Raw genomic sequence first — 23169 nt, 5'->3', positions numbered from 1 at the left:
GGGGTGGGGCGGGGCGTGGTCGGGCCGGGCGGTGCGCCTGCCCCCTACCCGTGGAGCACCCCGGGGACTCCCCGTTCCCCCGGTCCCCCGGTCGGCCGAGCTGGCCCCGGTGCCGTGGCGCGCCACAATGGAGGAAGGACGCGTCGGCCGTTGCGGAGAGGCGGGACGTCGTGGCGATGTACATGGCCGTGACCGCCCTGAGCCATGTCGGGCTGGTCCGCGATCAGAACGAGGACAGCCTCGTGGTGGGGCCGTGGACGCTGTGCGGGACCACGACCCGCAGCCCGCAGACCCTCCTGTTCCCCGTCGGCAGACCCCTCGTGGTGGCGGTGGCCGACGGGCTCGGCGGGCACCCGGCGGGCGAGATCGCCAGCGAGCTGGTCGTGCGCCAGCTCGCCCTGCTCGGCCCGTCCCTGGACGGCGCCCGGGCCGTCGAGGACGCGCTGAACGTCTGCAACCGCGCGGTGCACTCGGCCACCGCGGGCCGTCCGGAGCTGACCGCGATGGGGACGACCGTCGCCGGGGCCCTCGTCACGGACCGGTCGCTGCTGTCGTTCAACGTCGGCGACAGCAAGGTGTTCCGCGCGGCGCCGGACGGGCTGCGGCAGATCAGCGTGGACGACAGGCCGCCGCCGCTGCCGGGGCGCCGGGCGGCGTCGGCCGTCACGCAGACGATCGGCGGCAGCCGCGCGCCGCACGTCCTGACCCCGCACGTGGCGTCCTTCCCGCTGTCCCCGGGCGATCGCTACCTGGTGTGCAGCGACGGGCTGACCGACCCCGTGCCGCAGGAGACCATCGGCGAGGTGCTGCGGGTGCGGGACGACGGCGAAGCCGCGTTCGCCCTCTGGAAAGCCGCCATCCACGCCGGCGCCCCGGACAACATCACCCTGGCCCTGATCCGCATCGGATCCTGACCCCGTTGCCGGCCCGACCCGGCGGTCGGCATGCGCGGCCCGCCAAAACCAGCCCCGCCGGCCTGCGCGGGCCAATTTCAGCGCGGTCGGCATGCGCGGCCCGCCAAAACCAGCCCCGCCGGCCTGCGCGGGCCAATTTCAGCCCCGCCGGCGTTTGAGGCGCCGCCGGAGGCACCACCGGCGGGCGGCCGGGGTCCGACGTCGGCTCTCCGCCGGATCGCCCTCCGGGGGCGCCTCAAACGCCGGCGAGGCTGAAAATGGCCAGATGCGCCTGGCCGGGGGTGTGACCTCGGGCCGAAGAGTCAGAGCCCTGGCTCCCGGGGCCCCCGGGGCCGGAACAAGGCCCCGGGTCAGGCGGAGCCGTAGAAGAGTTCGTCGACCACCGCACGGGCACGACGGGTGATCCGGCGGTAGTCGTCGAGCATCTCCCCCACCCGCCCCGGCGGGTACCCGAGGTAGCGCCCCACCGCCGCCAGCTCCCGCGCATCGGCGGGAAACGTGTCCCCGGCCCGCCCCCGCACCAGCATCACCGCATTGCGGACCCGCGTCGCCAGGACCCACGCCTCGTCCAGCGTCTGGGCCTCCTCGGTCGGGATCAGCCCGGCCGCGTGCGCCGCGGCGAGCGCCTCCCGGGTGCGCGTGGTCCGCAGCCCCGGCTCCGCCCACGCGTGCCGCATCTGCATCAGCTGGACCGTCCACTCGACGTCGCTGAGCCCGCCGCGGCCCAGCTTCGTGTGCAGGGTCGGGTCGGCGCCGCGCGGCAGCCGTTCCGATTCCATCCGTGCCTTGAGCCGCCGGATCTCGCGGACCGCGTCCTCGCCGAGCCCTTCGACGGGGTAGCGCAAGGGGTCGATCAGGTCGATGAAGCGGGCGCCGAGCTCCGGGTCCCCCGCGACCGGCTCGGCCCGCAGCAGCGCCTGGCTCTCCCAGGTCAGGGCCCAGCGCCGGTAGTAGGCGGCGTAGGAGGGCAGGGTCCGTACGAGCGGCCCGGACCGTCCCTCGGGCCGCAGGTCGGCGTCGATGAGCAGCGGCGGGTCGGCGGTGGGCAGCTGGAGCAGCCGGCGCATCTCGGAGACGACGGCCTGCGCGGCCTTGGCGGCTTCCTGTTCGTCGACGCCCGCGCGGGGTTCGTGGACGAAGAGGACGTCGGCGTCGGAGCCGTAGCCCAGTTCGTGGCCGCCGAAGCGGCCGACGCCGATGACCGCGAACCGGGTGGGCAGCATGTCGCCCCACTGGGCGCGGACGGCGGCGCGCAGGGCGCCGGCGATGGTGGCGGCGGTCAGGTCGGAGACGGCGTTGCCGACCCGGTCGACGAGGGCGCCGGGGTCCTCCTCGGCCGGGTTGTCCTCCGTACCGTAGGAGCCGATGATGTCGGCCGCGGTGGTGCGGAAGAGTTCGCGCCGGCGCACGCCGCGGGCCGCGGCGACCCCGGCTTCGGGCCGGTCGGCGCGGTTGACGGCGGCCAGCACCTCCTGGGTGAGCGCCTCCTGCGTACGGGGTTCCAGGCCCCCGGTGTCGCCGAGCAGGGCCACCGCTTCGGGGGCCCGCATCAGCAGGTCGGGGGCGAGCCGCCCGGCGGAGAGCACGCGGGCGAGGTTCTCGGCGGCGGCGCCCTCGTCCCGCAGCAGCCGCAGGTACCAGGGGGTCTTGCCGAGGGCGTCGGACACCTTGCGGAAGCCGAGCAGCCCGGCGTCGGGGTCGGCGGAGTCCGCGAACCAGCCCAGCAGCACGGGCAGCAGCGTCCGCTGGATGGCGGCCTTGCGGCTGACCCCGGAGGAGAGGGCCTCCAGGTGGCGCAGGGCGGCGACCGGGTCGGCGTACCCGAGGGCTTCGAGGCGCTGCCCGGCGGCGCGCGGGGAGAGCCGGGTCTCGCCGGGGGCGAGTTGGGCGACGGCGTCCAGGAGCGGCCGGTAGAAGAGCTTCTCGTGCAGGCGGCGGACCACGGAGGCGTGGCGGCGCCAGGCCTTGTGGAGTTCGGCGACGGGTTCGGTGCGCAGGCCCATGGAGCGGCCCAGGCGCCGCAGGTCGGCCTCGTCCTCGGGGACGAGGTGGGTGCGGCGCAGCCGGTAGAGCTGGATGCGGTGTTCCATGGCGCGCAGGAAGCGGTACGCGTCCCCGAGCTGGGCGGCGTCGGTGCGGCCGACGTAGCCGCCGGCGGCGAGGGCCTGGAGGGCGTCGAGGGTGGTGCCGGAGTGCAGGGTGGCGTCGCTGCGGCCGTGCACGAGCTGGAGGAGCTGGACGGCGAACTCGACGTCGCGCAGGCCGCCGGGGCCGAGTTTCAGTTCGCGTTCGACCTGGGCGGCGGGGATGTTGTCGACGACGCGGCGGCGCATCTTCTGGACGTCGGCGACGAAGTTGTCGCGTTCGGCGGCCTGCCAGACGAGGGGCGTTATGGCGTCGATGTACTGCGCCCCGAGGTCGGGGTCGCCGGCGACGGCGCGGGCCTTCAGGAGCGCCTGGAACTCCCAGGTCTTGGCCCAGCGCTGGTAGTAGGCGAGGTGGGAGGCGAGGGTGCGGACCAGCGGACCGTTCCTGCCCTCGGGGCGGAGGTTCGCGTCGACGGGCCAGATGGTGCCTTCGACGGTGGTCTCGGAGCAGATCCGCATGAGGTGGGAGGCGAGCCGGGTGGCGGCCTGGACGGCCTTGCCCTCGTCGGCTCCGGGGGCGGTGTCGCCGACGAAGATGACGTCGACGTCGGAGACGTAGTTCAGCTCGTGGCCGCCGCACTTGCCCATGGCGATGACGGCGAGCCGGCACTGGGCGGCGTCGTCGGGGGCGGCGGCGGTCGCGATGCGCAGGGCGGCGCGGAGGGTGGCGGTGGCGAGGTCGGCCAGTTCCGCGGCGGCCTGGGCGACGTCGGTGGTGCCGCAGACGTCCCGGGCGGCGATGGAGAGCAGGCAGCGGCGGTAGGAGACCCGCAGGGCGACGGGGTCGGCGGCGTCCGCGAGGCCGCGCTCGAACTCGGCGAGGCCGGGGTGCAGGTCGGCGGACTCGTAGGTGACCAGGGCGCGCCAGTCGTGGGGGTGGCGGGCGAGGTGGTCGGCGAGCGCCTCGGAGGCGCCGAGCACGCCGAGCAGGCGGTCCCGCAGGGGTTTGGCGCTGACGAGGGTGTCGAGGAGCAGGGGCAGGTCCTCGGGCGACTGCGCCTCGGCGAGCCGGACGAGGCCGAGCAGGGCGAGGTCGGGGTCGGCGGTCGCGCCGAGGGCGTCGAGGAGCACGGGGTCGCTGTGCACGGCGGCCAGGGCGGGCGCGTCGAGCAGCCGCCCGGCGGTCGAGGGGTCGGTGAATCCGGCGCGCACCAGCCGGATGAAGGTACTGCTCCTGCGTCCGGGAACCGTCATCCCGCCGCCTCCCGCTCCTGCCACGACGCAGAGTCTGCCCTGGCTCTGCCTCGGTCGACCTTATCGGGATCGGGGGCGCGGCTCACCGATGTGTGGGTGGGGGCGGTGAATGGGGGGGCGGGGGCGCCGGGTGGGTGGGAGCGGGGGGTCGGGGGTGCGCGCGGTCGGGCTCGGGTGGCGGGCCCGGTTCCGTGCCGAGCCGCTCGGAGCGGTGGCGACGGCGCGCGGCTGCCGCGCGGACCCGGCGGTGGTGGGGAGGCCGGTGCGGCCTGCGGCCCCGCGCCGAGCCGCCCGGCGCCTGGGCAACGGCCTGCGGCCGTGGCCCACAGCGCTGGCGCCGATGCAGGTGCCGGTGCCAGTGCCAGTGCGGGCGCCCGTACCGCGCCGCGACGCTTGGCAACCCGGCGAGGGCATGCAGCCCCGGCCGGACGCTGGCACCGCATGCGGGGGCCGCCGCGGCCACGGGCGGCCCGTTGCGGCCCGGGCCCCGGGGGGCACCGCCCGCAGCCTCCCGCACGGCACGGCCCCGCGGCCCCGCGGCCCCGCGGCCCGTGATGCCGGGTCCCTCTCGGCCAGCCGGATCGCCGCCTTCGGCGCGCTCCCGCCGAGCGGTCGGCGCAGCCTCACGTACGCCCGTACGCCTCACCACCCCGCGCACGCCCCCAGGCGCCCCCCGAAGCGGCGGAGTTCGGCCACGAACGGGGCGCCGAGCGCACCGGAGTCGGCGGATCCGGTGGCCGCCCCGGCCCCGGCAGCGCGTCCGGCCGCATGGACGTGTCCGACATCACAGACCCGGGACCGGATGCGCGGCTTCGGCGCGGGGAGCGCCACCAGGTGCCCTGCGGACCGGCGTTCGGTCGGCGGTGAGCCGGGGTCGGATGCCGGAGCGGGGCGTACGCGGGGGCGTACGGCGCCGACGTGCGCGGGGTCGCGCTCCGGCGCTCCGGGTCGGCCGGAACCCGGTCGGCCCGGCGCCGCGACCAGCGGGAACCCGACCGGCCCCGCGATCCGGGCCGTTGCGGGGGCCGCCCGCACCACCGCACCCGGCCCCGCACCCCGCCCCCGTGACGGACGCCCGCGGCGAATCGCCCGCGCCCCCCACCACCGCCCACCCCGCGGACGCCACCGGCGTGACGCTGACCACGCACCAAACCGGTCAATTCACCACGACTGGGGCGCTTGAGCCCACACGCGCCGCGTCCACATTCTGATCATTTTCCGCCCCCGCCCAGCCACGGGGCACAATCAAAACCGGTCACGACCGGAAGCAGTGGAGTCATCGGTGAAATCGGTGAACCAAGTTCGCCGCATTGACCTCTATCTGACTACACGGCGGTTCTTCCGCACCCGAACGACCCCAAGGCGTGACCCATGCCTGTTTCTCGCCGCATACGCCTGGCGACCCTGCTCACCGCGCTCACCGCCGGTGCCACCGGTGTGTTCGCGGTCGCCTACGGCGAGGACCTCACCGCCGGAGGGGGCGCCGGCTCCGGCGCACCCGGCGCGGCCCGGCAGGCCGCGGTCGCCCCGCCGAGCACCACCGGCGGATCGGTGCTGCAGATCGTCGCCCACCCCGATGACGACCTCTACTTCATGAACCCGGATCTGAGCCGCTCGCTGCTCTCCGGACGCAAGGTCACCACCGCGTACCTCACCTCGGGCGAGGCCGACGGCAAGAACGAGGCGGTCGGGGCGTCCTTCAACGACCCGTCCCAGCCCGCCGACCGGGCCCGCTACGCCGAGGCCCGGCAGAACGGCATCCGCTCCGCCTACGCCCAGATGGCCACCGGCGACCGCACCAGCGCCTGGAAGCGCTCGGTCGTCCCGACCGCCGGGGGCGGCTGGGCCGAGCAGGACGTCCTGGTCGCCAAGCCGCAGATCAACCTCGTCTGGATGCAGCTGACCGAGGCCCGCAACGTCAACGACGAGCGCCCCGAGAGCCTGCGCGGCCTGTGGAACGGCGAAGCCGCCGCCCTGCCTTCGCTGCTGACCTCCGGCACGCCGGTGAAGCAGACCTTCAGCTACACCAAAGAGCAGACGATACAGGCGATAACGGGCATTCTGGAGCAGTACCAGCCGACGACGATACGGATGCAGGATCCGACGCCGGGCCGGTACGCGAACGGGAAGATAACCGACCACCAGGACCACATGTACGGCGCCCGCTTCGTCCACGCGGCCACCGAGCGCTACGCCGAGGTCACCGCGCGGCCGCACTTCTCGGTGCAGAACTACCTCGGCTACGGCAACAGCGTCCTGCCCCACTCCCTCGACCCCGAGACGGTCGAGGCGAAGGTCTCCTACCTCAAGACGTACGCGTGGCTGGACCGCACCGACTACTGCGGCAGCCCGTACGGCTGCGGCGACCGCAAGGTCGCCCCCCGCATCACCGGGCACAACTGGGCGCAGAGCATCCGCTACTCGCGCGGCGAGGAGACCTCCTGGCTGACCGAGGGCGTGAGCGGGCGCTTCTGGGCCTTCTCGGTCCTGGACGGCCGCATGGCGTACTGGACCCGCAGCGGCGCGGAGGCCCAGTGGGCGGGCCCGGAGCTGCTGCCCGGTTCCGGCATGGACCAGGGCGCGACGACCGTCCGGCTCCCGGACGGCCGGGTCGCGGTGTTCGGCACCCGCACCACCGCGGACACCCGCCCGCAGGACTACCGCCGCGAGGTCGTGTACGCCGTCCAGGGCGCCCCCGACGGCCCGTTCGGCCCGTGGCAGGTGCTGGGCACCCCCGAGGTCTCCGACGAGGCCGGCACCTCGGACATCGGCGGCCCCGCGGTCGTGGTCGCCCCCGACGGCCGCCTCGGCGTGTACGTCCGTGACGCGCAGCACACCCTGCGCGCCCGCGAGCAGCAGACCCCGGGCGGCGGCTTCGGGCCGTGGCAGAAGCTCGGCGGCGCGGACCTCCAGGGCGATCCGGTCGCGGTGACCGACGCCGCCGGCCGCCACCACGTGTACGCCGCCACCTCCAAGTCGGTCCTGGCCTGGACCCGGCCGACCGTGGACGGCCCTCTTCAGGGACCCGCGGCGACCGGCCTGCCGCCCACCACCGGCCCGGTGTCGGCGATCGCCGAGGGTGAGGGCGTACGGCTGTACTTCCGCCGCCCCGATTCGGGCACCGTGCGCAGCGTGCTGATCACGGCGGGCGGGGCGAAGCCGGTCGTCTCGTCCGTGGTGGAGGTGGGCGGGCGCGCCGGGTACGGCGCGGTGAGCGTCGCGGGCCGGCTGCTGACGGGACGCGCCGACACCGGCACCATCAGCACCACCGGTCTCGGCGCGGAGCCCCTCTGGACGGAGTCCCAGATGCTGTACGCCGGCGCCCCGGCCAGCATCCTGGACGCGGCGGGGGCCACCACCACGGCGGTCCTGGGCCTGGACGCGGACCTGCACGTCACGACCACCCTGCCGGACATCGCCGACCTGAGCCGCGTCTCGCGCACCGTCTGGCGCCCGGCGGTCACGCGCCCCTGAGACCGTTTCCTCCCGGAACGTCTTGCCACGCCCCGAACCGTCAGGCAAAGATCAGCGGGTCCGCATCACGATCTGACACGCGACGCCGCGCCATGACGCTCCGTCATGAGGGCGTCGCACGGGGGGAACACACGATGAAGACGGCGAAGACACGCATACCTGGGCACGGAGGCGGGGACGGACGCGGGCGCGGGTCCGGGCGCGGGCGCGGCCTGCTGCGCACGGCGGCCCTGCTGGCCATGGTCCTCCCGGCGGCCGCCGGACTGCTCGGCGGCGGCGCCGTCGCGCACGCCGCGCCGGTCGGGAACAGCTCGTTCGTATGGGTCGGCGACCCGGGCGCGGGCGGCGACGACCAGTCCCGCTCCTACGACTCGATGAGCGGTGACGTCTTCGGCGCGACCGCCGCCGCCGACCACGGCTCGGTCTCGGTGAGCATCAACCGGCCGGGCGACCCGTGGACCGTCGACCTGGCCGCGCCCGCGGGCCAGGAGCTGGCCGTGGGCTCGTACGCGGACGCGGTCCGCTTCCCGGAGACGGGCGAACGTCCCGCCGTACCGAGCATGCTCGTCAACGGCTACCGCGGCGGCTGCGCCACCCTGACCGGCAGCTTCACCATCACCAAGCTGGAGTGGGGCGCGGGCCGGACGCTGAAGTCGCTGGTGGCGGAGTACAGCGAGGACTGCGACGACCGCAACGTCCTGTTCGGGCAGCTGGAGATCACGCCGACGCCCGTCCCGGCCGCCCTCGTCCTCGGCCTGACCATCGCGGCCGACGGCCGGGCCACCGGCCCGACCGATCGCGCCACCGTGCACGGTACGGCGACGTGCTCCAAGCCCGTCACGATGTACCTCAGCGGCACCGCGGTCCAGCAGCTCAAGCACACCACGACCAGCGGCATCGTGGGCGCCGTCGAGATCGTGTGCACCCCCGGCCGGCCGGCCCCCTGGACGGCCCGGGCCTGGACCCTCGGGGACACCCCCGTCCCCTTCGTCAAGGGCCGGGTCACCCTCGACCTGACGGCCCGCGCCCAGGACCCGAACGGCGCCCGCATCGTCTCGGCAACCAAGACCGCCCTGGTAACCCTGCGCACCCCCTGACCACCCGGCCCCACCCACGCACACGCGAACGGGCCCGCCCCCCATACCGGGGGCGGGCCCGTCCCACGTACACCTGCGCGCTACAGCACCGGCATCATCTTGCGCAGCTCGAAGGCCGTGACCTCGGAGCGGTACTCCTCCCACTCCTGCTTCTTGTTGCGCAGGAAGAAGTCGAAGACGTGCTCGCCCAGGGTCTCGGCGACCAGTTCGCTGCGTTCCATCAGGGAGATGGCCTCGCCGAGGTTCTGCGGGAGGGGTTCGATGCCCATCGCGCGGCGTTCCGCGTCCGAGAGGGCCCAGACGTCGTCGTCGGCGCCGGCCGGGAGTTCGTAGCCCTCCTCGATGCCCTTGAGGCCCGCCGCCAGGAGGACGGCGTACGTCAGGTAGGGGTTGGCGCCCGAGTCGATCGAGCGGACCTCGATGCGGGAGGAGCCCGTCTTGCCCGGCTTGTACATCGGGACGCGGATCAGGGCCGAGCGGTTGTTGTGGCCCCAGCAGATGTACGAGGGGGCCTCGCCGCCGGAGCCGGCGGTGCGGGAGGAGCCGCCCCAGATGCGCTTGTAGGAGTTCACCCACTGGTTGGTGACCGCCGCCGTCTCGGCGGCGTGGCGCAGCAGGCCCGCGATGAAGGAGCGGCCGACCTTCGAGAGCTGGTATTCCGCGCCCGACTCGTAGAAGGCGTTGCGGTCGCCCTCGAAGAGGGACAGGTGGGTGTGCATGCCCGAACCGGGGTACTCCGAGAACGGCTTGGGCATGAAGGTGGCGTGCACGCCCTGTTCCAGGGCCACCTGCTTCATGACCAGGCGGAAGGTCATGATGTTGTCGGCCGTGGAGAGCGCGTCCGCGTAGCGCAGGTCGATCTCCTGCTGGCCCGGGGCGCCCTCGTGGTGGCTGAACTCCACGGAGATGCCCATGGATTCGAGCATGGTGATCGCCTGGCGGCGGAAGTCCATGCCGACGTTCTGCGGGGTGTGGTCGAAGTAGCCCGAGTTGTCGGCCGGGACCGGCCGGGTGCCGTCCAGCGGCTTGTCCTTCAGCAGGAAGAACTCGATCTCCGGGTGGGTGTAGAAGGTGAAGCCCAGGTCGGAGGTCTTGTTCAGGATGCGCTTGAGGACGTACCGCGGGTCCGCGTAGGAGGGGGAGCCGTCCGGCATCAGGATGTCGCAGAACATCCTCGCGGTGCCCGGGGCCTCCGCGCGCCACGGCAGTATCTGGAAGGTGCTCGGGTCCGGCTTCGCGATCATGTCCGACTCGTAGACCCGGGCGAAGCCCTCGATCGCCGAGCCGTCGAAGCCGATGCCCTCGTCGAAGGCCTGCTCCAGCTCCGCGGGGGCGACCGCGACGGACTTCAGGAAGCCCAGTACGTCGGTGAACCACAGGCGCACGAAGCGGATGTCGCGCTCCTCGAGCGTCCGGAGGACGAATTCCTGCTGCTTGTCCATGCCTTCATCCTCGCAGTTCAGATGGCCTGTGCACCACATCCGGCGGCCGTGGGGCACGGTGGGGCGGACCCAGTATCGCGAGCGGTGGTTTCCGCCAGATTACGCACCTTGGCAAGCTCGCGGCACCCCCGCACTGACCGTGGACCGGTCATGAGCATTACCATCTGCGCCCATAGGGGTCCCCCCGCCCGCCCCTCTCCGCAGAAGGACTGACATGGCGAGCAAGTCCAGCAGCACCCAGGACCACTCCCGCAAGGCGCGCATAGCCGACATGCGCCGGGCCGACAAGTCCCGCGACCGGCGCAAGAAGATCCTCGTCGTCACGGTGTCCACCGTCCTCGTCGCGGGCCTCGTCGGCTTCGGCGGGTACGTGCTCAAGGAGCGGATGGACAAGAAGGACGCTCCCCCGGCCTCCACCATGGACACGGTGACCGGCGTGGCGAGCTGGGACGCGAAGAAGCTGGGGCGCCAGCACGTGGACACCCCCGTGACGTACCCGATGAACCCCCCGGTCGGCGGTGACCACAGCCCGCGCTGGATGAACTGCAACGGTGACGTCTACAAGAACCCGCTGCCCGAGGTGAACGCCGTCCACTCGCTGGAGCACGGCGCGGTCTGGGTCACCTACAACGAGAAGGCCGCCAAGGCCGATGTGGACGCGCTCGCGGCGAAGGTGGCCAAGACCCCGTACACGCTGATGAGCCCGGACAAGGAGCAGTCCGGCGCGATCATGCTCAGCGCCTGGGGCAAGCAGCTCAGCGTGACCAGCGCGACGGATCCGCGCGTGGACACATTCTTCAGTACGTACGTCCAGGGCGCCCAGACCCCGGAACCCGGCGCGGCCTGCACGAGCGGCCTGGACCAGAAGTGAGCCGTACGTACTGGGCGGCGGGCGGCGCCGTCGTCCTGGCGCTGTTCTTCGCGGCGGCGGCGGTGATGATCGCGGCCGTGGGCGGCGGCACCGCGGACGCGGCCGACGGCGCCGGACGGGCGCCCGGCGTGTCCTCGCCGGACGCCGGGTTCGCCCGGGACATGGCCGTGCACCACCAGCAGGCCGTGGAGATGTCCTTCATCGTGCGCGACCGCACCGGGGACGAGGCCGTCCGCAGCCTGGCCTACGACATCGCCAACACGCAGGCGAACCAGCGCGGGATGCTGCTGGGCTGGCTGGACCTGTGGGGGCTGCCGAAGGTCACGCCCGGCGAGCCGCCGATGTCCTGGATGACCGCCGGCGCGGCGGGCGGCCACGACATGGCGGGCATGCACGCCGCGCCCGGTACGGAAGAGGCCGCCACGCCCAGTACGGAAGGGGCCGCCCAGGGCGGCGCCGTGACCAAGCCCGGCGCGCTGATGCCCGGCATGGCCACCAAGGAGGAGCTGGCCCGGCTGGACACCCTGCGGGACCGGGACGCCGAGGTGCTCTACCTCCAGCTGATGACCGACCACCACAAGGGCGGGGTGGCGATGGCGCTGGGCTGCGCGCGGCTGTGCCGGACCCCGGCCGAGCAGAAGCTGGCCCAGGGCATGGCCGAGGCGCAGCGTTCGGAGCTGTCGCTGATGGCCGACATGCTCGGCAAGCGCGGGGCCGCGCCGCGTCCCTGAGGGACGCCGCGCGACGTCACCCGTTCGGCCCCGCGTGCCCGCACCCGGCGGCGCGCGCGCCGTCGGCCGCCGGCGCGTCCAGGACCGCCCGGGCCACCTGGTCCGGGCGGTCCAGCATGACCATGTGACCCGAGGGATCGGCGACCTCGAAGCGCGCGCCGAGGCGCTCGGCGAGGTCCGCCTGGCGGCCGAGCCAGCGCCGCGCGGCGGGCCGCTCGCAGCCGTCCGCCCCCGCGAGGACGGTCGCGGGGGCCCGCAGCGGGTGCGCGGCGCGCAGGGCGAGCACCTCGGCGGCCTGGTCGCGGTAGCGGGCGTTCTCCCGCAGGGTGCCCTGCCAGACGCGGCCGGTGCGGTAGCAGCGGCGTACGGACTCCCGCGCGGCCGGGTCGGCGCCGCCGGTCCGGGAGGCCCGTACGCCGGCGCCGCGCAGCAGCGGGCCGAGCGCGGCCGGCAGCCCGGCGGCCGTGAGGGCCCGCCCCAGCGCCCCCGCCGCGACGTCGCGCACGGCGGCCGGGAGCAGCGGCGGCCGGGCGCTCTCCTCGACGCTGCTGTCGAGCAGGACCAGCGCGGCGGTGCGGGCCGGGTACAGCCGGGCGAAGGCCTCGGCGTGGAACCCGGCGATGGAGTGGCCGACGACGGTGGCGGGGGCGCGGCCGGCCGGGCCGAGGGCGTCCAGCAGGGCGGCGATCCGGCGGGCCTCCCCCGCGGCGGTCGGCGGCGCGGCGGCGGGAGCGCTGAGCCCGTGGCCGGGGCGGTCGAAGCGGACGACCGTGCGGTGCGGGGCCAGCAGGGCGGCCACCGGGTCCCAGTCGAACCAGCCGAGCCCGAGTCCGGCGGCGAGGACGCAGAGCGGGCCGGCGCCCTCGACGACCACGTGCAGGGGCACGCCGTCGGCGGGCCGCACGAAGCCCTCGTACCGCGCCGGCGGCCGGCCGCTCACGTGCGCCGTTCCCGGTGGACGGAGTACGCGAGCAGGCCGAGCCAGAGCGCGACGAACAGCACCTGGAGCCGCTGGCCCGCGCCGAGCGCCCAGGTCCCGCGCCCGGCGGTGAACAGGGCGATCGCGCTCAGGGTCCAGACCGTGGCGAGGAGTTCGAGCGCCACCAGCATCGGGCCGTAGCGGGCGAGCGGGGCCCACCAGCCGTGGCGGCGGGCGGTGACGGTGAGCGCCACCAGGGCGACCAGGGCTCCGGTCATGGCGAGGCTGCTGCTGATGGCGTGGGCCTGGTGGGTGGCGGGGACCAGGCCGGCGGTCTCCCGGGAGGCGCACACCGGGTCGGCCGTCGGGGTGCAGCTGAGCGGCAGCCAGGCGTCGGCGGCGGTGGCCGCGCCGAAGAGGGCGACGCCCACCCAGCCGATGACCGCCCACGGGCGGCGGGATCCGGGATGGGAGCGGATCCGCAGGAGGGCGAACAGGCCGCCCGCGAGGGCCAGCAGGCCCGCGGTGAAGTCGGTCGCCCGGAAGAGGCCGCCGAGCGGCTGGTCCTGGGCGGCGAGTTCGCTGACGTAGGTCTCGACGGGGTCGAGGCCGGTGGACAGGACGACTTCGAGCACCCATGCGGTGTAGGCCGCGGCGCCGAGGCCGAGGAGGGCGGCGACCCGCCGCGTGCCGTTGGTGGACATGGTGGGACCAATCCTAAGCAGGGCGGGGCCGATCGACCGGACGCATACCCACCCGGGGTAAGCTGCCGCGCATGACGGACGCCGCCCGCAGGACGCAGCGAGCCGCCCGGTGGTCCCGGGTGCTGCTGCTCGCCGCACTGCTGCTGGGCATCGTCACCATGCACACGCTGGGCCACCCGGACGGCTCCCCCGCCGGACGGGACGCTCCGCCCGCCCACTCCGGCGCCCACGCGATGCCCGCGCCGCCCGCCGACGCCCCGGCCGTCGCGCCCGCCCCCGAGGGGGACGCTGCGGCCCGCGGGCGCCTGCTGGGCGATCCGGCGGACGGCCGGATGGCCATGGACCCGATGTCCGTGTGCCTGGCCGTGCTGCTGACCGGGATCACCCTGCTGGGCGCGCTCGCGCTCGCGCGGGCCGCCGCCGGGTCCGGTCCGGCCGCGCGGCGCGGGGTCCGGGGCGGCCGCGTGCGCGGTGGGCCGGACCCGCCCGGGGGCCGGGAGCTCCTCACCCTGCTGGCGGTGCTGCGCGTATAGGACGGGCCCGCCGCCGCTCCCGCGCGCCCGCGGGAGGCGGCGGACCGCGCCCGCCCGTCCACGCGACACCACACCACGAGGTGCACTTCCATGCGCGCTCCCACATCGACGACCCCTCCTTCCCCCCGGCCCTCCCCCTCCCCCTCGGGCCTCCCCTCCCGGCGCGCGGTGCTCGGCGCCGGCGCGGCGGTGGCCGGATCCGCCCTGCTCGCCGCCTGCTCCGGCGGTTCAGGCACGGACCACGGCTCCATGGACCACGGCTCCATGGGCCACGGCTCCCCGGACAGCGGCTCCTCCGCCCGCCCGGCGCCCGGCGGTTACGTCGACCCCGCCGGGCCCGAGGTCCGGGCGGCCGAGGCGGCCCGCCGGGCCACCGGCCCGGTCGCCGAGGTCGCCCTGACCGCCACCGCGGGCCCGCTGGACCTCGGCGCGGGCCGCACCGTGCGCTCCTGGGCGTACGGCGACCGGCTGCCCGGCCGGGAGGTCCGGGTCACCGCGGGCGGCACCCTCGCCCTGACCCTGGCCAACCACCTGCCCGCGGCGACCTCCCTGCACTGGCACGGCCTGGCCCTGCGCAACGACATGGACGGGGTGCCGGGGCTCACCCAGCGGGACATCGCCCCGGGCGCCTCCTTCACGTACCGCTTCGCCGTGCCGCACCCGGGGACGTACTGGTTCCACCCGCACTCCGGGGTCCAGCAGGACCGCGGGCTGTACGCCCCGCTGATCGTCGAGGACCCCCGGGAGCCCCTCTCCTACGACAAGGAGTGGGTGGTGGTCCTGGACGACTGGCTGGACGGGGTCGACGGCTCCACCCCGGACGCCGTCCTCGCCGAACTCCGCGGGGGCATGCGGGAAGGAGCCGGTCACGGTGGCCACGGCGGCCACGACGCGGGTGCCGGGGCGGCCTCCCCCACCGCTCCCGCCGGGCCCTCGCGCATGCTCATGGGCGGCGGGGGCAGCTCCGTCCTCGGCAAGGACGCGGGTGACGTCGGCTACCCGCACTACCTGGTCAACGGCCGCCTCCCGGAGGACCCTTCGGTCTTCGCGGCCCGCCCGGGCGACCGGATCCGGCTGCGGATCGTCAACGCGGGCGGCGACACCGCCTTCCGCATCGCCCTCGGCGGCCACGAACTGACGGTCACGCACACCGACGGCTTCCCGGTCGAGCACGCGAAGACCGGCTCGCTGCTCCTCGGTATGGGCGAGCGGTACGACGTCCTCGTCACGGCCGGGGACGGGGTGTTCCCGCTCACCGCGCTGGCCGAGGGCAAGGGAACGGCCGCCTCGGCGCTCGCGCTGCTGCGCACCGGGAGCGGAGCGGCGCCCACCGCCGCGACCCGGCCCGCCGAACTGGCCGGACCGCCCCTGACCGCGGACCGGTTGCGGGCGGCCGAGGGCGCGGCCCTCGCCGCCCGGGCCCCCGACCGGACGGTGCGGATCAAGCTGACGGGCGGCATGGCGGCGTACGACTGGGCCTTCGACGGGGAGCCGTACGCGCCGGACCGGCGGCACCCGGTGAAGGCGGGCGAACGGGTCCGGCTGGAGTTCACCAACTCCACAACGATGTGGCACCCGCTGCACCTGCACGGCCACACCTTCGCCCTCGGCGGGCAGCCGGGCGGGGTCCGCAAGGACACCGCGGCGATCCTCCCCGGGGCCACCTTGACGGCCGACTTCGACGCCGACAACCCGGGCCTGTGGATGGTGCATTGTCACAACGTCTACCACGCGGAGGCCGGGATGATGACGGTGCTGGGCTACCAGCGCTAGCGCTGCGGGGACCGGCTCCCGGGCGCTGAACCGGGAGCCGGCAATCCGGTTGGCCGGGGGTGCGGCGCGTGGCAGGGTGGAAGATCACCGCGCCGCCATCCCTACATGAGGATTTTCGTTGGATCTGAGCAAGCCCTCGCACCCGTCGGCCGACCGGCCGGCCCCGGCCGACGACAGGCCGTCCGCGGCCGTCCCGTCCGGACCCCCGACGGAACCCGAGGGCACGCCCACGTCCGCGGACGCGCCCGCGGACGCCCCCACCGACACGCCCGTGCACGACGCGGCGACCGTGATCGGCACCCCGGCCGTCCCGCCGCAGGCCGCACCGGCTCCGCAGACCGCGCAGACGTTCGCACCCCCGTCGCCGTCCCCGTCGCCCTTCGCCGCCCACGGCGCGCCCGGCGCGCCCCCGTACGGCCCGCCGCAGCCGCCGTCCGCGAACCCGTGGGGCCCGCCGCCCGGCGGGTACGTCAACATGCCCTACCCGGGCGCCCCGGCTGCCCCGCAGAACAACGGCATGGCGATCGCCGCCCTCGTCCTCGGCATCGTCGGCATCCCGCTCGGCTTCACGCCGTTCCTCTTCTGGGGCGGCGCGCTGGTGGCGCTGGTCGCCATCGGCCTCGGCATCGCGGGCATGGTCCAGGCCTCCAAGGGCGCGCCGCGCAAGGCGATGGCCGTCGCCGGCACGGTGCTCGGCGTGCTCGGCCTGTGCGCGGGGACGTACTTCACCGGCCGGATCCTCCACGAGATCAACGACCGGGTGAACAAGGGCCTGCCGCCCTCGCACAGCAGCCCGTACGACGACGAGTACGACGACGACTACGACGACGAGAGCCCGAGCCCGCGCCCCAGCGACGTCCCCGGCAAGACGTCCCCGCTGCCCTTCGGCCGGACCTTCACCTACGACGACGGCGTCGAGGTCACGGTGAAGGAGGCCACCGGGTACACCCCGGAGCCCAACAAGTACGACCCGGGCCGCCCGAAGTTCGCCGCGAAGGTGACCGTCACCATCACCAACAAGACGAACGAGAAGGTCGAGCTGCGCGCCGCGCTGCCCTCCGCGCGCGACGACAAGGGGCTGGAGTCGAAGCGGATGTACGACTTCACCGTGGAGCACCCGTTCTCGGGTTCGCTGCTGCCCGGGCAGTCGGCCACCGGCGTCTTCGCCTTCGGCCTGCCCGAGGGCACCAAGGGGATCCAGTTCGAGATCGCGCCCGGCATCGGCAAGTACGACGGCGCCATCTGGAGCGGCACCCTGGGCTGAGCGGGCTCCGCTTCCCCGGCGCTCCCCCCGGCGCGATGTCCCGGAACACCCCGCGTTCCGGGACATCGCGTCAGAACGACGATTAGTGGCTAGAGTGGGGACGTGCCTCAACTTCGTCTCGCTCTGCTGCAGATCGACGCGCACGTCGGCGACATCGCCGCCAACGCCGAATCGATCGTCCACTGGACCCGGCACGCCGCCGAACAGGGCGCCCACCTGGTGGCGTTCCCCGAGATGGCGCTGACCGGATATCCCGTCGAGGACCTCGCCCTGCGCGGTTCCTTCGTCGAGGCCTCGCGCACCGCGCTCCTCGCGCTCGCCGAGCGGCTGGCCGCCGAGGGCTTCGGTGAGCTGCCGGTGGTCGTCGGCTACCTGGACCGGACCGGCCACGCCGTGCCGCGCCTCGGCCGCCCGGCCGGTTCCCCGGAGAACGCGGCGGCCGTCCTGCACGGCGGACGGGTCGCCCTGCGCTTCGCCAAGCACCACCTGCCCAACTACGGGGTCTTCGACGAGTTCCGGTACTTCGTGCCGGGCGACACCCAGCCGGTGATCCGGGTGCGCGGCGTGGACGTGGCCCTGGCCATCTGCGAGGACCTCTGGCAGGACGGCGGCCGGGTCCCGGCCACCCGGTCCGCCGGGGCGGGCCTGCTGCTCTCCGTCAACGCCTCCCCGTACGAGCGCGACAAGGACGACGTGCGCCTCGAACTGGTGCGCACGCGCGCCCGGGAGGCCGGCTGCACCCTCGCCTACCTGGCGATGATCGGTGGCCAGGACGAGCTGGTCTTCGACGGCGACTCGATCGTCGTCGGCGCGGACGGCGAGGTGATCGCGCGCGCCCCGCAGTTCTCCGAGGGCTGCGTGCTGGTCGACCTGGAGCTGCCCGCCGCCTCCGCGACCCCGGTCGAGGGCGTGGTGGACGACGGCCTGCGGATCGACCGGGTGATCCTGTCCGAGGAGCCGGTGGAACCGTACGAACCGGTGGTCGCGGGCGGGTACGCCGAGCGGCTCGACGACGACGAGGAGGTCTACGACGCGCTGGTCGTGGGGCTGCGCGCCTACGTCCGCAAGAACGGTTTCCGCTCGGTCCTGATCGGGCTCTCCGGCGGCATCGACTCCGCGCTGGTCGCCGCGATCGCCTGCGACGCGATCGGCGCGCAGAACGTGTACGGCGTCTCGATGCCCTCGAAGTACTCCTCCGAGCACTCCAAGGGGGACGCGGCCGACCTGGCCGAACGCACCGGGCTGCACCTGCGGACCGTCTCGATCGAGCCGATGTTCGACGCCTACATGGGGGCGCTGGGACTGACCGGCCTCGCCGAGGAGAACCTCCAGTCCCGGCTGCGCGGCACGACGCTGATGGCGCTGTCCAACCAGGAGGGCCACATCGTGCTCGCCCCGGGGAACAAGTCGGAGCTGGCCGTCGGCTACTCGACCCTGTACGGGGACTCCGTCGGCGCCTACGGCCCGATCAAGGACGTCTACAAGACGGACGTCTTCCGCCTGGCCCGCTACCGCAACCGGGCGGCCGCCGAGCGCGGCGAGACCCCGCCGATCCCGGTCTCCTCGATCGAGAAGCCGCCGAGCGCCGAGCTGCGCCCGGGCCAGGTGGACACGGATTCGCTGCCCGACTACCCGGTGCTGGACGCGATCCTGGCGCTGTACGTCGACCGGGACCAGGGCCTGGAGGCGATCGTGGCGGCCGGGTTCGACCGCGCGCTGGTCGCCAGGATCCTGCGGATGGTGGACACCGCCGAGTACAAGAGGCGCCAGTACCCGCCGGGCACCAAGATCTCCGCGAAGGGCTTCGGCAAGGACCGGCGGCTGCCGATCACCAACGGCTGGCACGAGCGGGGCTGAGCCCGCGGCCGCGGCTTCCCCCTCGGGCCGTACCCGCCGAGGGGAAAGCCGCGGGCAGCGGTGTTACGGCCGGACCGTGAGCCGGGCCGCGATCGGCAGGTGGTCGCTGCCGGTGCGCGGCAGGGTCCAGGAGGCCTCGGGCTTGATGCCGCGGACCATGATCTGGTCGATGCGGGCCATCGGGAAGGCGGCCGGCCAGCTGAAGCCGAAGCCGTCGCCCGCCGCGCCCTGCGTGGAGCGCATCTGCGAGGTGACCTCGGACAGGGCGCGGTCGTTCATCGTGCCGTTGAGGTCGCCGAGCAGGACGACCTTCTTCAGCGGTTCGCCCGCCAGCGCGGCGCCGAGCGCCCCGGCGCTGTTGTCGCGCTGGTTGGCGGTGAATCCCGCGTTCAGCTTCACCCGGACCGAGGGCAGGTGCGCGACGTAGGCGGCGACCTGGCCGGAGGGGGTGTCGACGGTGGTCCGCATGGCGCGGGTCCAGCCCATCTTGATATCGACGGGCCGGCTGGAGGACAGCGGGTACTTGCTCCACACGCCGACGGTGCCCTCGACCGCGTGGTACTTGTACGTGCCGGCGAGCACCTCCTCGTAGGCCGGGACGGCGCCCGCCTTCAGCTCGGTCAGCGCCAGGACGTCGGCGCCCGACTTCGCGACCGAGGCGGCGGTGCCGCGCGGGTCGGCGTTGTCGGCGTCGACGTTGTGGCTGGCGACCACGAGGTTGCCGCCGGAGCCGGACTTGTCGCTGATCAGCCCGCCGAAGAGGTGCACCCAGACCACGGAGGGCAGGACGAGCGCGATCAGCGCGGTCGCGGACTTGCGGACGACGCCGATGACCAGCAGCACGACGATGAGCACGCCCAGCCAGGGCAGGAACGTCTCGATGAGGCTGCCGAGGTTGCCGACGTCGTTGGGCAGCCGGGCGTGGAAGATCATCACGAGGGCGATCAGCAGGGCCGCGGCGGCGGTCGCGATGCCGCGCCGCCAGATCCCCGGGTCCTTGCGCAGGGCGGCCAGCCGGCTGCGGGGCCCGGATCCGGAGGGCTCGGGCTCCGGACCGCCGTTCCCCGTCTCCGCCACGTACGCCTGTGCCATGCCATGCCCTCACTGCCGTGCTCGCGCTCCGTCCCCGCCCCTTGACCCTAGGCGATGACCGAAGCCATGCGCGCCGTCCTTCCCGGCACGCACAACCCGGAGGACGAACGGCCGTACGGGGAAGGTTCCGCTTGTCACGAAACGCGCACATAGGCTCGGGCGTGCCTCGCGGGCGGCCGGTGCGGCCGCGGGACCCCGGAGCGGGTGTGACGGACCGCGCGGCGCAGCACTACCGCCCCGGGCCGCGATGGTGCCACCATGGTGGGTGAGTCCGGGGACGCCGTGAGGGTGCCTCGAGATGACACAAGGAGCAGTTGCCATGACGCATGCCGTTTCGCCTGCCCGCGAAACCTCCGCCCCGACCCTGTACGGGGGCAAGGGCAGCCGCCGCATCACGGTCCGCGACCTCGGCCTCGCCAAGGAACGCGGCGAGAAGTGGCCCATGCTCACCGCTTACGACGCGATGACGGCGTCCGTCTTCGACGAGGCCGGGATCCCGGTCATGCTCGTCGGCGACTCGATGGGCAACTGTCACCTCGGCTACGAGACCACCGTCCCGGTGACGATGGACGAGATGACCCTGCTGTCGGCGGCGGTCGTCCGGGGCACCAGCCGGGCCCTGATCGTCGGGGACCTGCCCTTCGGCTCCTACCAGGAAGGCGCGGTCCAGGCGCTGCGCAGCGCGACGCGCCTGGTCAAGGAGGCGGGGGTCGGCGCGGTCAAGCTGGAGGGCGGCGAGCGGTCGCTGGCCCAGACCGAGCTGATCGTGCAGTCCGGCATCCCGGTCATGTCCCACCTGGGGCTGACCCCGCAGTCGGTGAACGCCATGGGCTACCGGGTGCAGGGGCGCGGTGACGAGGCCGCGCACCAGCTGCTGCGGGACGCGAAGGCGGCGCAGGACGCGGGCGCGTTCGCGGTGGTGCTGGAGCTGGTGCCGGCGGAGCTGGCCGCGGAGGTCACCCGGTCGCTGCACATTCCGACGGTCGGCATCGGCGCGGGCCCGGAGTGCGACGCGCAGGTGCTGGTCTGGACGGACATGATGGGCCTGACCGGCGGGAAGATGCCGCGCTTCGTGAAGCAGTACGCGAACCTGCGCGCGACGATGTCCGACGCGGCGAAGGCCTTCGCCGAGGACGTCGTGGGCGGAACGTTCCCGCTGGAAGAGCACAGCGTCCACTGATCCCGGCGCCACCGACAGCCGGCCGACGGCCCCCCACGGGCGCTGTCGGTCGGCTGTCGGTGCTTTGTCAGTGGCCTCTGGTCCCCTGTGGGACATGACGCGAAACGACAACACCCCCGGCCGTGGGGCACACGGCACCCACGCGGTAGAGGTACGGGGACTGGTCAAGCACTACGGCGAGACCAAGGCCCTGGACGGCGTGGACCTCGATGTCCGCGAGGGCACGGTCCTCGGGGTCCTCGGCCCGAACGGCGCCGGGAAGACCACCCTGGTCCGCTGCCTCTCCACCCTGATCACCCCGGACGCGGGCACCGCGGTCGTCGCGGGCTACGACGTGGTCCGCCAGCCGCGGCAGCTGCGCCGCACCATCGGCCTCACCGGCCAGTACGCCTCGGTCGACGAGAAGCTCTCCGGCTGGGAGAACCTCTACATGATCGGGCGGCTGCTGGACCTCCCCCGCAAGGACGCCCGCCGCCGCGCGGACGACCTGCTGGAGCGGTTCTCGCTGACCGAGGCGGCCAAGAAGGCCGTCATGAACTACTCCGGCGGCATGCGGCGGCGCCTGGACCTCGCCGCGTCCATGATCGGCAGCCCGGCGGTCCTGTACCTGGACGAGCCGACCACCGGCCTGGACCCCCGCACCCGCAACGAGGTGTGGGACGAGGTGCAGCGGATGGTCGCCGAGGGCGCCACCGTCCTGCTCACCACCCAGTACATGGAGGAGGCCGAGCAGCTCGCCAGTGAGCTGACGGTCATCGACCACGGCAAGGTCATCGCCAACGGCAAGGTGGACGAGCTGAAGGCGCGCGTCGGCGGCCGCACCCTCAAGATCCGCCCGGCGGACCCGGCGGACCTGCCCGCGATGGCCCGTGCGCTGGCCGAGACCGGCCTGGACGGCGTCGCCGGTTCCCAGGCGGTGCCGGACGAGGGCGTCCTGCTGGTCCCGATCCTGAGCGACGAGCAGCTGACCGCGGTGGTCGGGCTGCTGGCCGCCCGCGGCTACGCCATCGCCGACCTGGGCACCTACCTGCCCAGCCTGGACGAGGTCTTCCTCGCCATCACCGGCCACAAGGCCACGCCCGTCGACGCCCACCAGACCGAGGAGGTAGCGGCATGAGCACCGTCACCACGAAACCCGCCCCCACCCGCTCCGCCCCGGCCTCCGGTCCGGCGGCGGTGAGCGACGAGGGCCGCCTGGGCCTGCGCGCCCACCTGCGCCACATCGGCGCGCTGGCCCGCCGCAACGTCCTGCAGATCAAGCAGGACCCCGAGTCGATGTTCGACGTCCTGCTGATGCCGATCATCTTCACGCTGCTCTTCGTGTTCGTCTTCGGCGGCGCGATCTCCGGCAAGGGAAACCAGCAGGAGTACGTCAACTACGTGGTGCCCGGCCTGATGGCCATGATGGGCATGAACATCGCGATGGGCGTCGGGACCGGCGTCAACGACGACTTCAAGAAGGGCGTGATGGACCGCTTCCGGTCCATGCCCATCGCCCGGTCCTCGGTGCTCATCGCCAAGATCGTGGTCGAGGTCGGCCGCATGATGGTCGCCATCGCGATCCTGCTGGCCGTCGGCTTCATGCTGGGCCTGTCCATCAAGACCTCGGTCCTGGACCTGCTGGCGTCCATCGGTCTGGCGGCCGTCTTCGGCGCCTCCCTGATGTGGATCTTCATCCTGCTCGGTCTCACCATGAAGACCGCGCAGGCCGTGCAGGGCATGGCGATGCTGGTCCTGATGCCGCTCCAGTTCGGCAGCTCGATCTTCGCCCCGCCGACCACGATGCCCGGCTGGCTGCAGTCCTTCACCGACTACAACCCGCTGTCCAACCTGGCCGACGCCGCCCGCGCGCTGATCAACGGCACGCCGATCGGCAACTCGGTGTGGATCACCCTGGCCTGGTCGGTGGGCATCACCCTGGTCACCATGCCGATCGCCGTCCGCAAGTTCCGCGACAAGACCTGACGACCTGATCCG

Annotated in this window: 17 protein-coding genes; 12 read left to right on the top strand and 5 right to left on the bottom strand. The window is 73.9% G+C overall.

Features of this window, described 5'->3' with window-relative positions; genetic code table 11:
• The first annotated feature begins 176 nt into the window (after positions 1-176).
• A complete protein-coding gene (locus AC0693_RS08195; RefSeq protein WP_478801365.1) occupies positions 177-914 on the top strand; it encodes a PP2C family protein-serine/threonine phosphatase in 738 nt (245 codons plus the stop codon).
• Between the two features lie 350 nt (positions 915-1264).
• Here AC0693_RS08195 and AC0693_RS08190 read toward each other — a convergent pair whose 3' ends face one another.
• Positions 1265-4255 carry a bifunctional [glutamine synthetase] adenylyltransferase/[glutamine synthetase]-adenylyl-L-tyrosine phosphorylase gene (locus tag AC0693_RS08190; RefSeq protein ID WP_478801267.1) on the bottom strand — a complete coding sequence of 997 codons (2991 nt, stop codon included), beginning with the start codon at positions 4253-4255 and terminating at the stop codon, positions 1265-1267.
• A gap of 1371 nt (positions 4256-5626) precedes the next feature.
• Between AC0693_RS08190 and AC0693_RS08185 the strand changes: the two genes are divergently transcribed.
• Together AC0693_RS08185 and AC0693_RS08180 are read left to right on the top strand one after the other, a co-directional pair.
• Positions 5627-7729: a PIG-L family deacetylase gene (locus tag AC0693_RS08185; protein ID WP_478801266.1), complete on the top strand. Its 2103-nt coding sequence runs from the start codon at positions 5627-5629 to the stop codon at positions 7727-7729.
• Between the two features lie 134 nt (positions 7730-7863).
• Positions 7864-8826, top strand: a complete 963-nt coding sequence (locus AC0693_RS08180) for a hypothetical protein (protein WP_478801265.1) — start codon at positions 7864-7866, stop codon at positions 8824-8826.
• 80 nt (positions 8827-8906) lie between these two features.
• Here AC0693_RS08180 and glnA read toward each other — a convergent pair whose 3' ends face one another.
• A complete protein-coding gene (glnA, locus tag AC0693_RS08175; RefSeq protein ID WP_356411174.1) occupies positions 8907-10268 on the bottom strand; it encodes a type I glutamate--ammonia ligase in 1362 nt (453 codons plus the stop codon).
• 214 nt (positions 10269-10482) lie between these two features.
• Between glnA and AC0693_RS08170 the strand changes: the two genes are divergently transcribed.
• Together AC0693_RS08170 and AC0693_RS08165 are read left to right on the top strand one after the other, a co-directional pair.
• Positions 10483-11139, top strand: coding sequence for a DUF3105 domain-containing protein (locus AC0693_RS08170; RefSeq protein WP_469318728.1), 657 nt, complete (start codon positions 10483-10485; stop codon positions 11137-11139).
• Positions 11136-11870: a DUF305 domain-containing protein gene (locus AC0693_RS08165; RefSeq protein WP_478801264.1), complete on the top strand. Its 735-nt coding sequence runs from the start codon at positions 11136-11138 to the stop codon at positions 11868-11870. The genes AC0693_RS08170 and AC0693_RS08165 overlap by 4 nt, the downstream gene beginning before the upstream one ends.
• A 16-nt stretch (positions 11871-11886) precedes the next feature.
• Here the strand turns inward: AC0693_RS08165 and AC0693_RS08160 are convergent, their stop codons facing one another.
• Together AC0693_RS08160 and AC0693_RS08155 are read right to left on the bottom strand one after the other, a co-directional pair.
• Positions 11887-12810, bottom strand: coding sequence for an alpha/beta fold hydrolase (locus AC0693_RS08160; RefSeq protein ID WP_478801263.1), 924 nt, complete (start codon positions 12808-12810; stop codon positions 11887-11889).
• Positions 12807-13493, bottom strand: coding sequence for a DUF998 domain-containing protein (locus tag AC0693_RS08155; protein WP_478801262.1), 687 nt, complete (start codon positions 13491-13493; stop codon positions 12807-12809). Before AC0693_RS08155 ends, AC0693_RS08160 begins: the two co-directional genes overlap by 4 nt.
• A gap of 71 nt (positions 13494-13564) precedes the next feature.
• Here AC0693_RS08155 and AC0693_RS08150 point away from each other — a divergent pair, with 71 nt between their 5' ends.
• The 4 genes from AC0693_RS08150 to AC0693_RS08135 all read left to right on the top strand — a co-directional run bounded on the left by AC0693_RS08150 (position 13565) and on the right by AC0693_RS08135 (position 18920).
• On the top strand, positions 13565-14026 hold the full coding sequence (locus AC0693_RS08150; RefSeq protein WP_478801261.1) for a DUF6153 family protein: 462 nt from the start codon (positions 13565-13567) through the stop codon (positions 14024-14026).
• Positions 14027-14116: 90 nt separating this feature from the next.
• Complete coding sequence (locus AC0693_RS08145; RefSeq protein ID WP_478801260.1) at positions 14117-15799, top strand: multicopper oxidase family protein; 1683 nt, start codon at positions 14117-14119, stop codon at positions 15797-15799.
• A gap of 118 nt (positions 15800-15917) precedes the next feature.
• Complete coding sequence (locus tag AC0693_RS08140; RefSeq protein ID WP_478801259.1) at positions 15918-17063, top strand: DUF4190 domain-containing protein; 1146 nt, start codon at positions 15918-15920, stop codon at positions 17061-17063.
• Between the two features lie 102 nt (positions 17064-17165).
• Positions 17166-18920, top strand: a complete 1755-nt coding sequence (locus AC0693_RS08135; protein WP_469318735.1) for an NAD+ synthase — start codon at positions 17166-17168, stop codon at positions 18918-18920.
• Between the two features lie 63 nt (positions 18921-18983).
• Here the strand turns inward: AC0693_RS08135 and AC0693_RS08130 are convergent, their stop codons facing one another.
• Positions 18984-20012, bottom strand: a complete 1029-nt coding sequence (locus tag AC0693_RS08130) for an endonuclease/exonuclease/phosphatase family protein (protein WP_356411150.1) — start codon at positions 20010-20012, stop codon at positions 18984-18986.
• A 319-nt stretch (positions 20013-20331) separates the two neighbouring features.
• Between AC0693_RS08130 and panB the strand changes: the two genes are divergently transcribed.
• The 3 genes from panB to AC0693_RS08115 all read left to right on the top strand — a co-directional run bounded on the left by panB (position 20332) and on the right by AC0693_RS08115 (position 23157).
• Positions 20332-21192, top strand: a complete 861-nt coding sequence (gene panB / locus AC0693_RS08125; RefSeq protein WP_478801258.1) for a 3-methyl-2-oxobutanoate hydroxymethyltransferase — start codon at positions 20332-20334, stop codon at positions 21190-21192.
• A gap of 94 nt (positions 21193-21286) precedes the next feature.
• The gene (locus tag AC0693_RS08120) at positions 21287-22309 is read left to right on the top strand and encodes an ATP-binding cassette domain-containing protein (RefSeq protein WP_478801257.1); all 1023 of its coding nucleotides are present in this window, start codon (positions 21287-21289) and stop codon (positions 22307-22309) included.
• Positions 22306-23157 carry an ABC transporter permease gene (locus AC0693_RS08115; protein WP_356411143.1) on the top strand — a complete coding sequence of 284 codons (852 nt, stop codon included), beginning with the start codon at positions 22306-22308 and terminating at the stop codon, positions 23155-23157. Before AC0693_RS08120 ends, AC0693_RS08115 begins: the two co-directional genes overlap by 4 nt.
• Positions 23158-23169 lie beyond the last annotated feature (12 nt).

This window comes from Streptomyces sp. NPDC043876 (assembly GCF_056435825.1).
The sequence above is the reverse complement of the archived record's forward strand: the minus strand, read 5'-3'. Positions and strand labels throughout refer to the sequence as shown.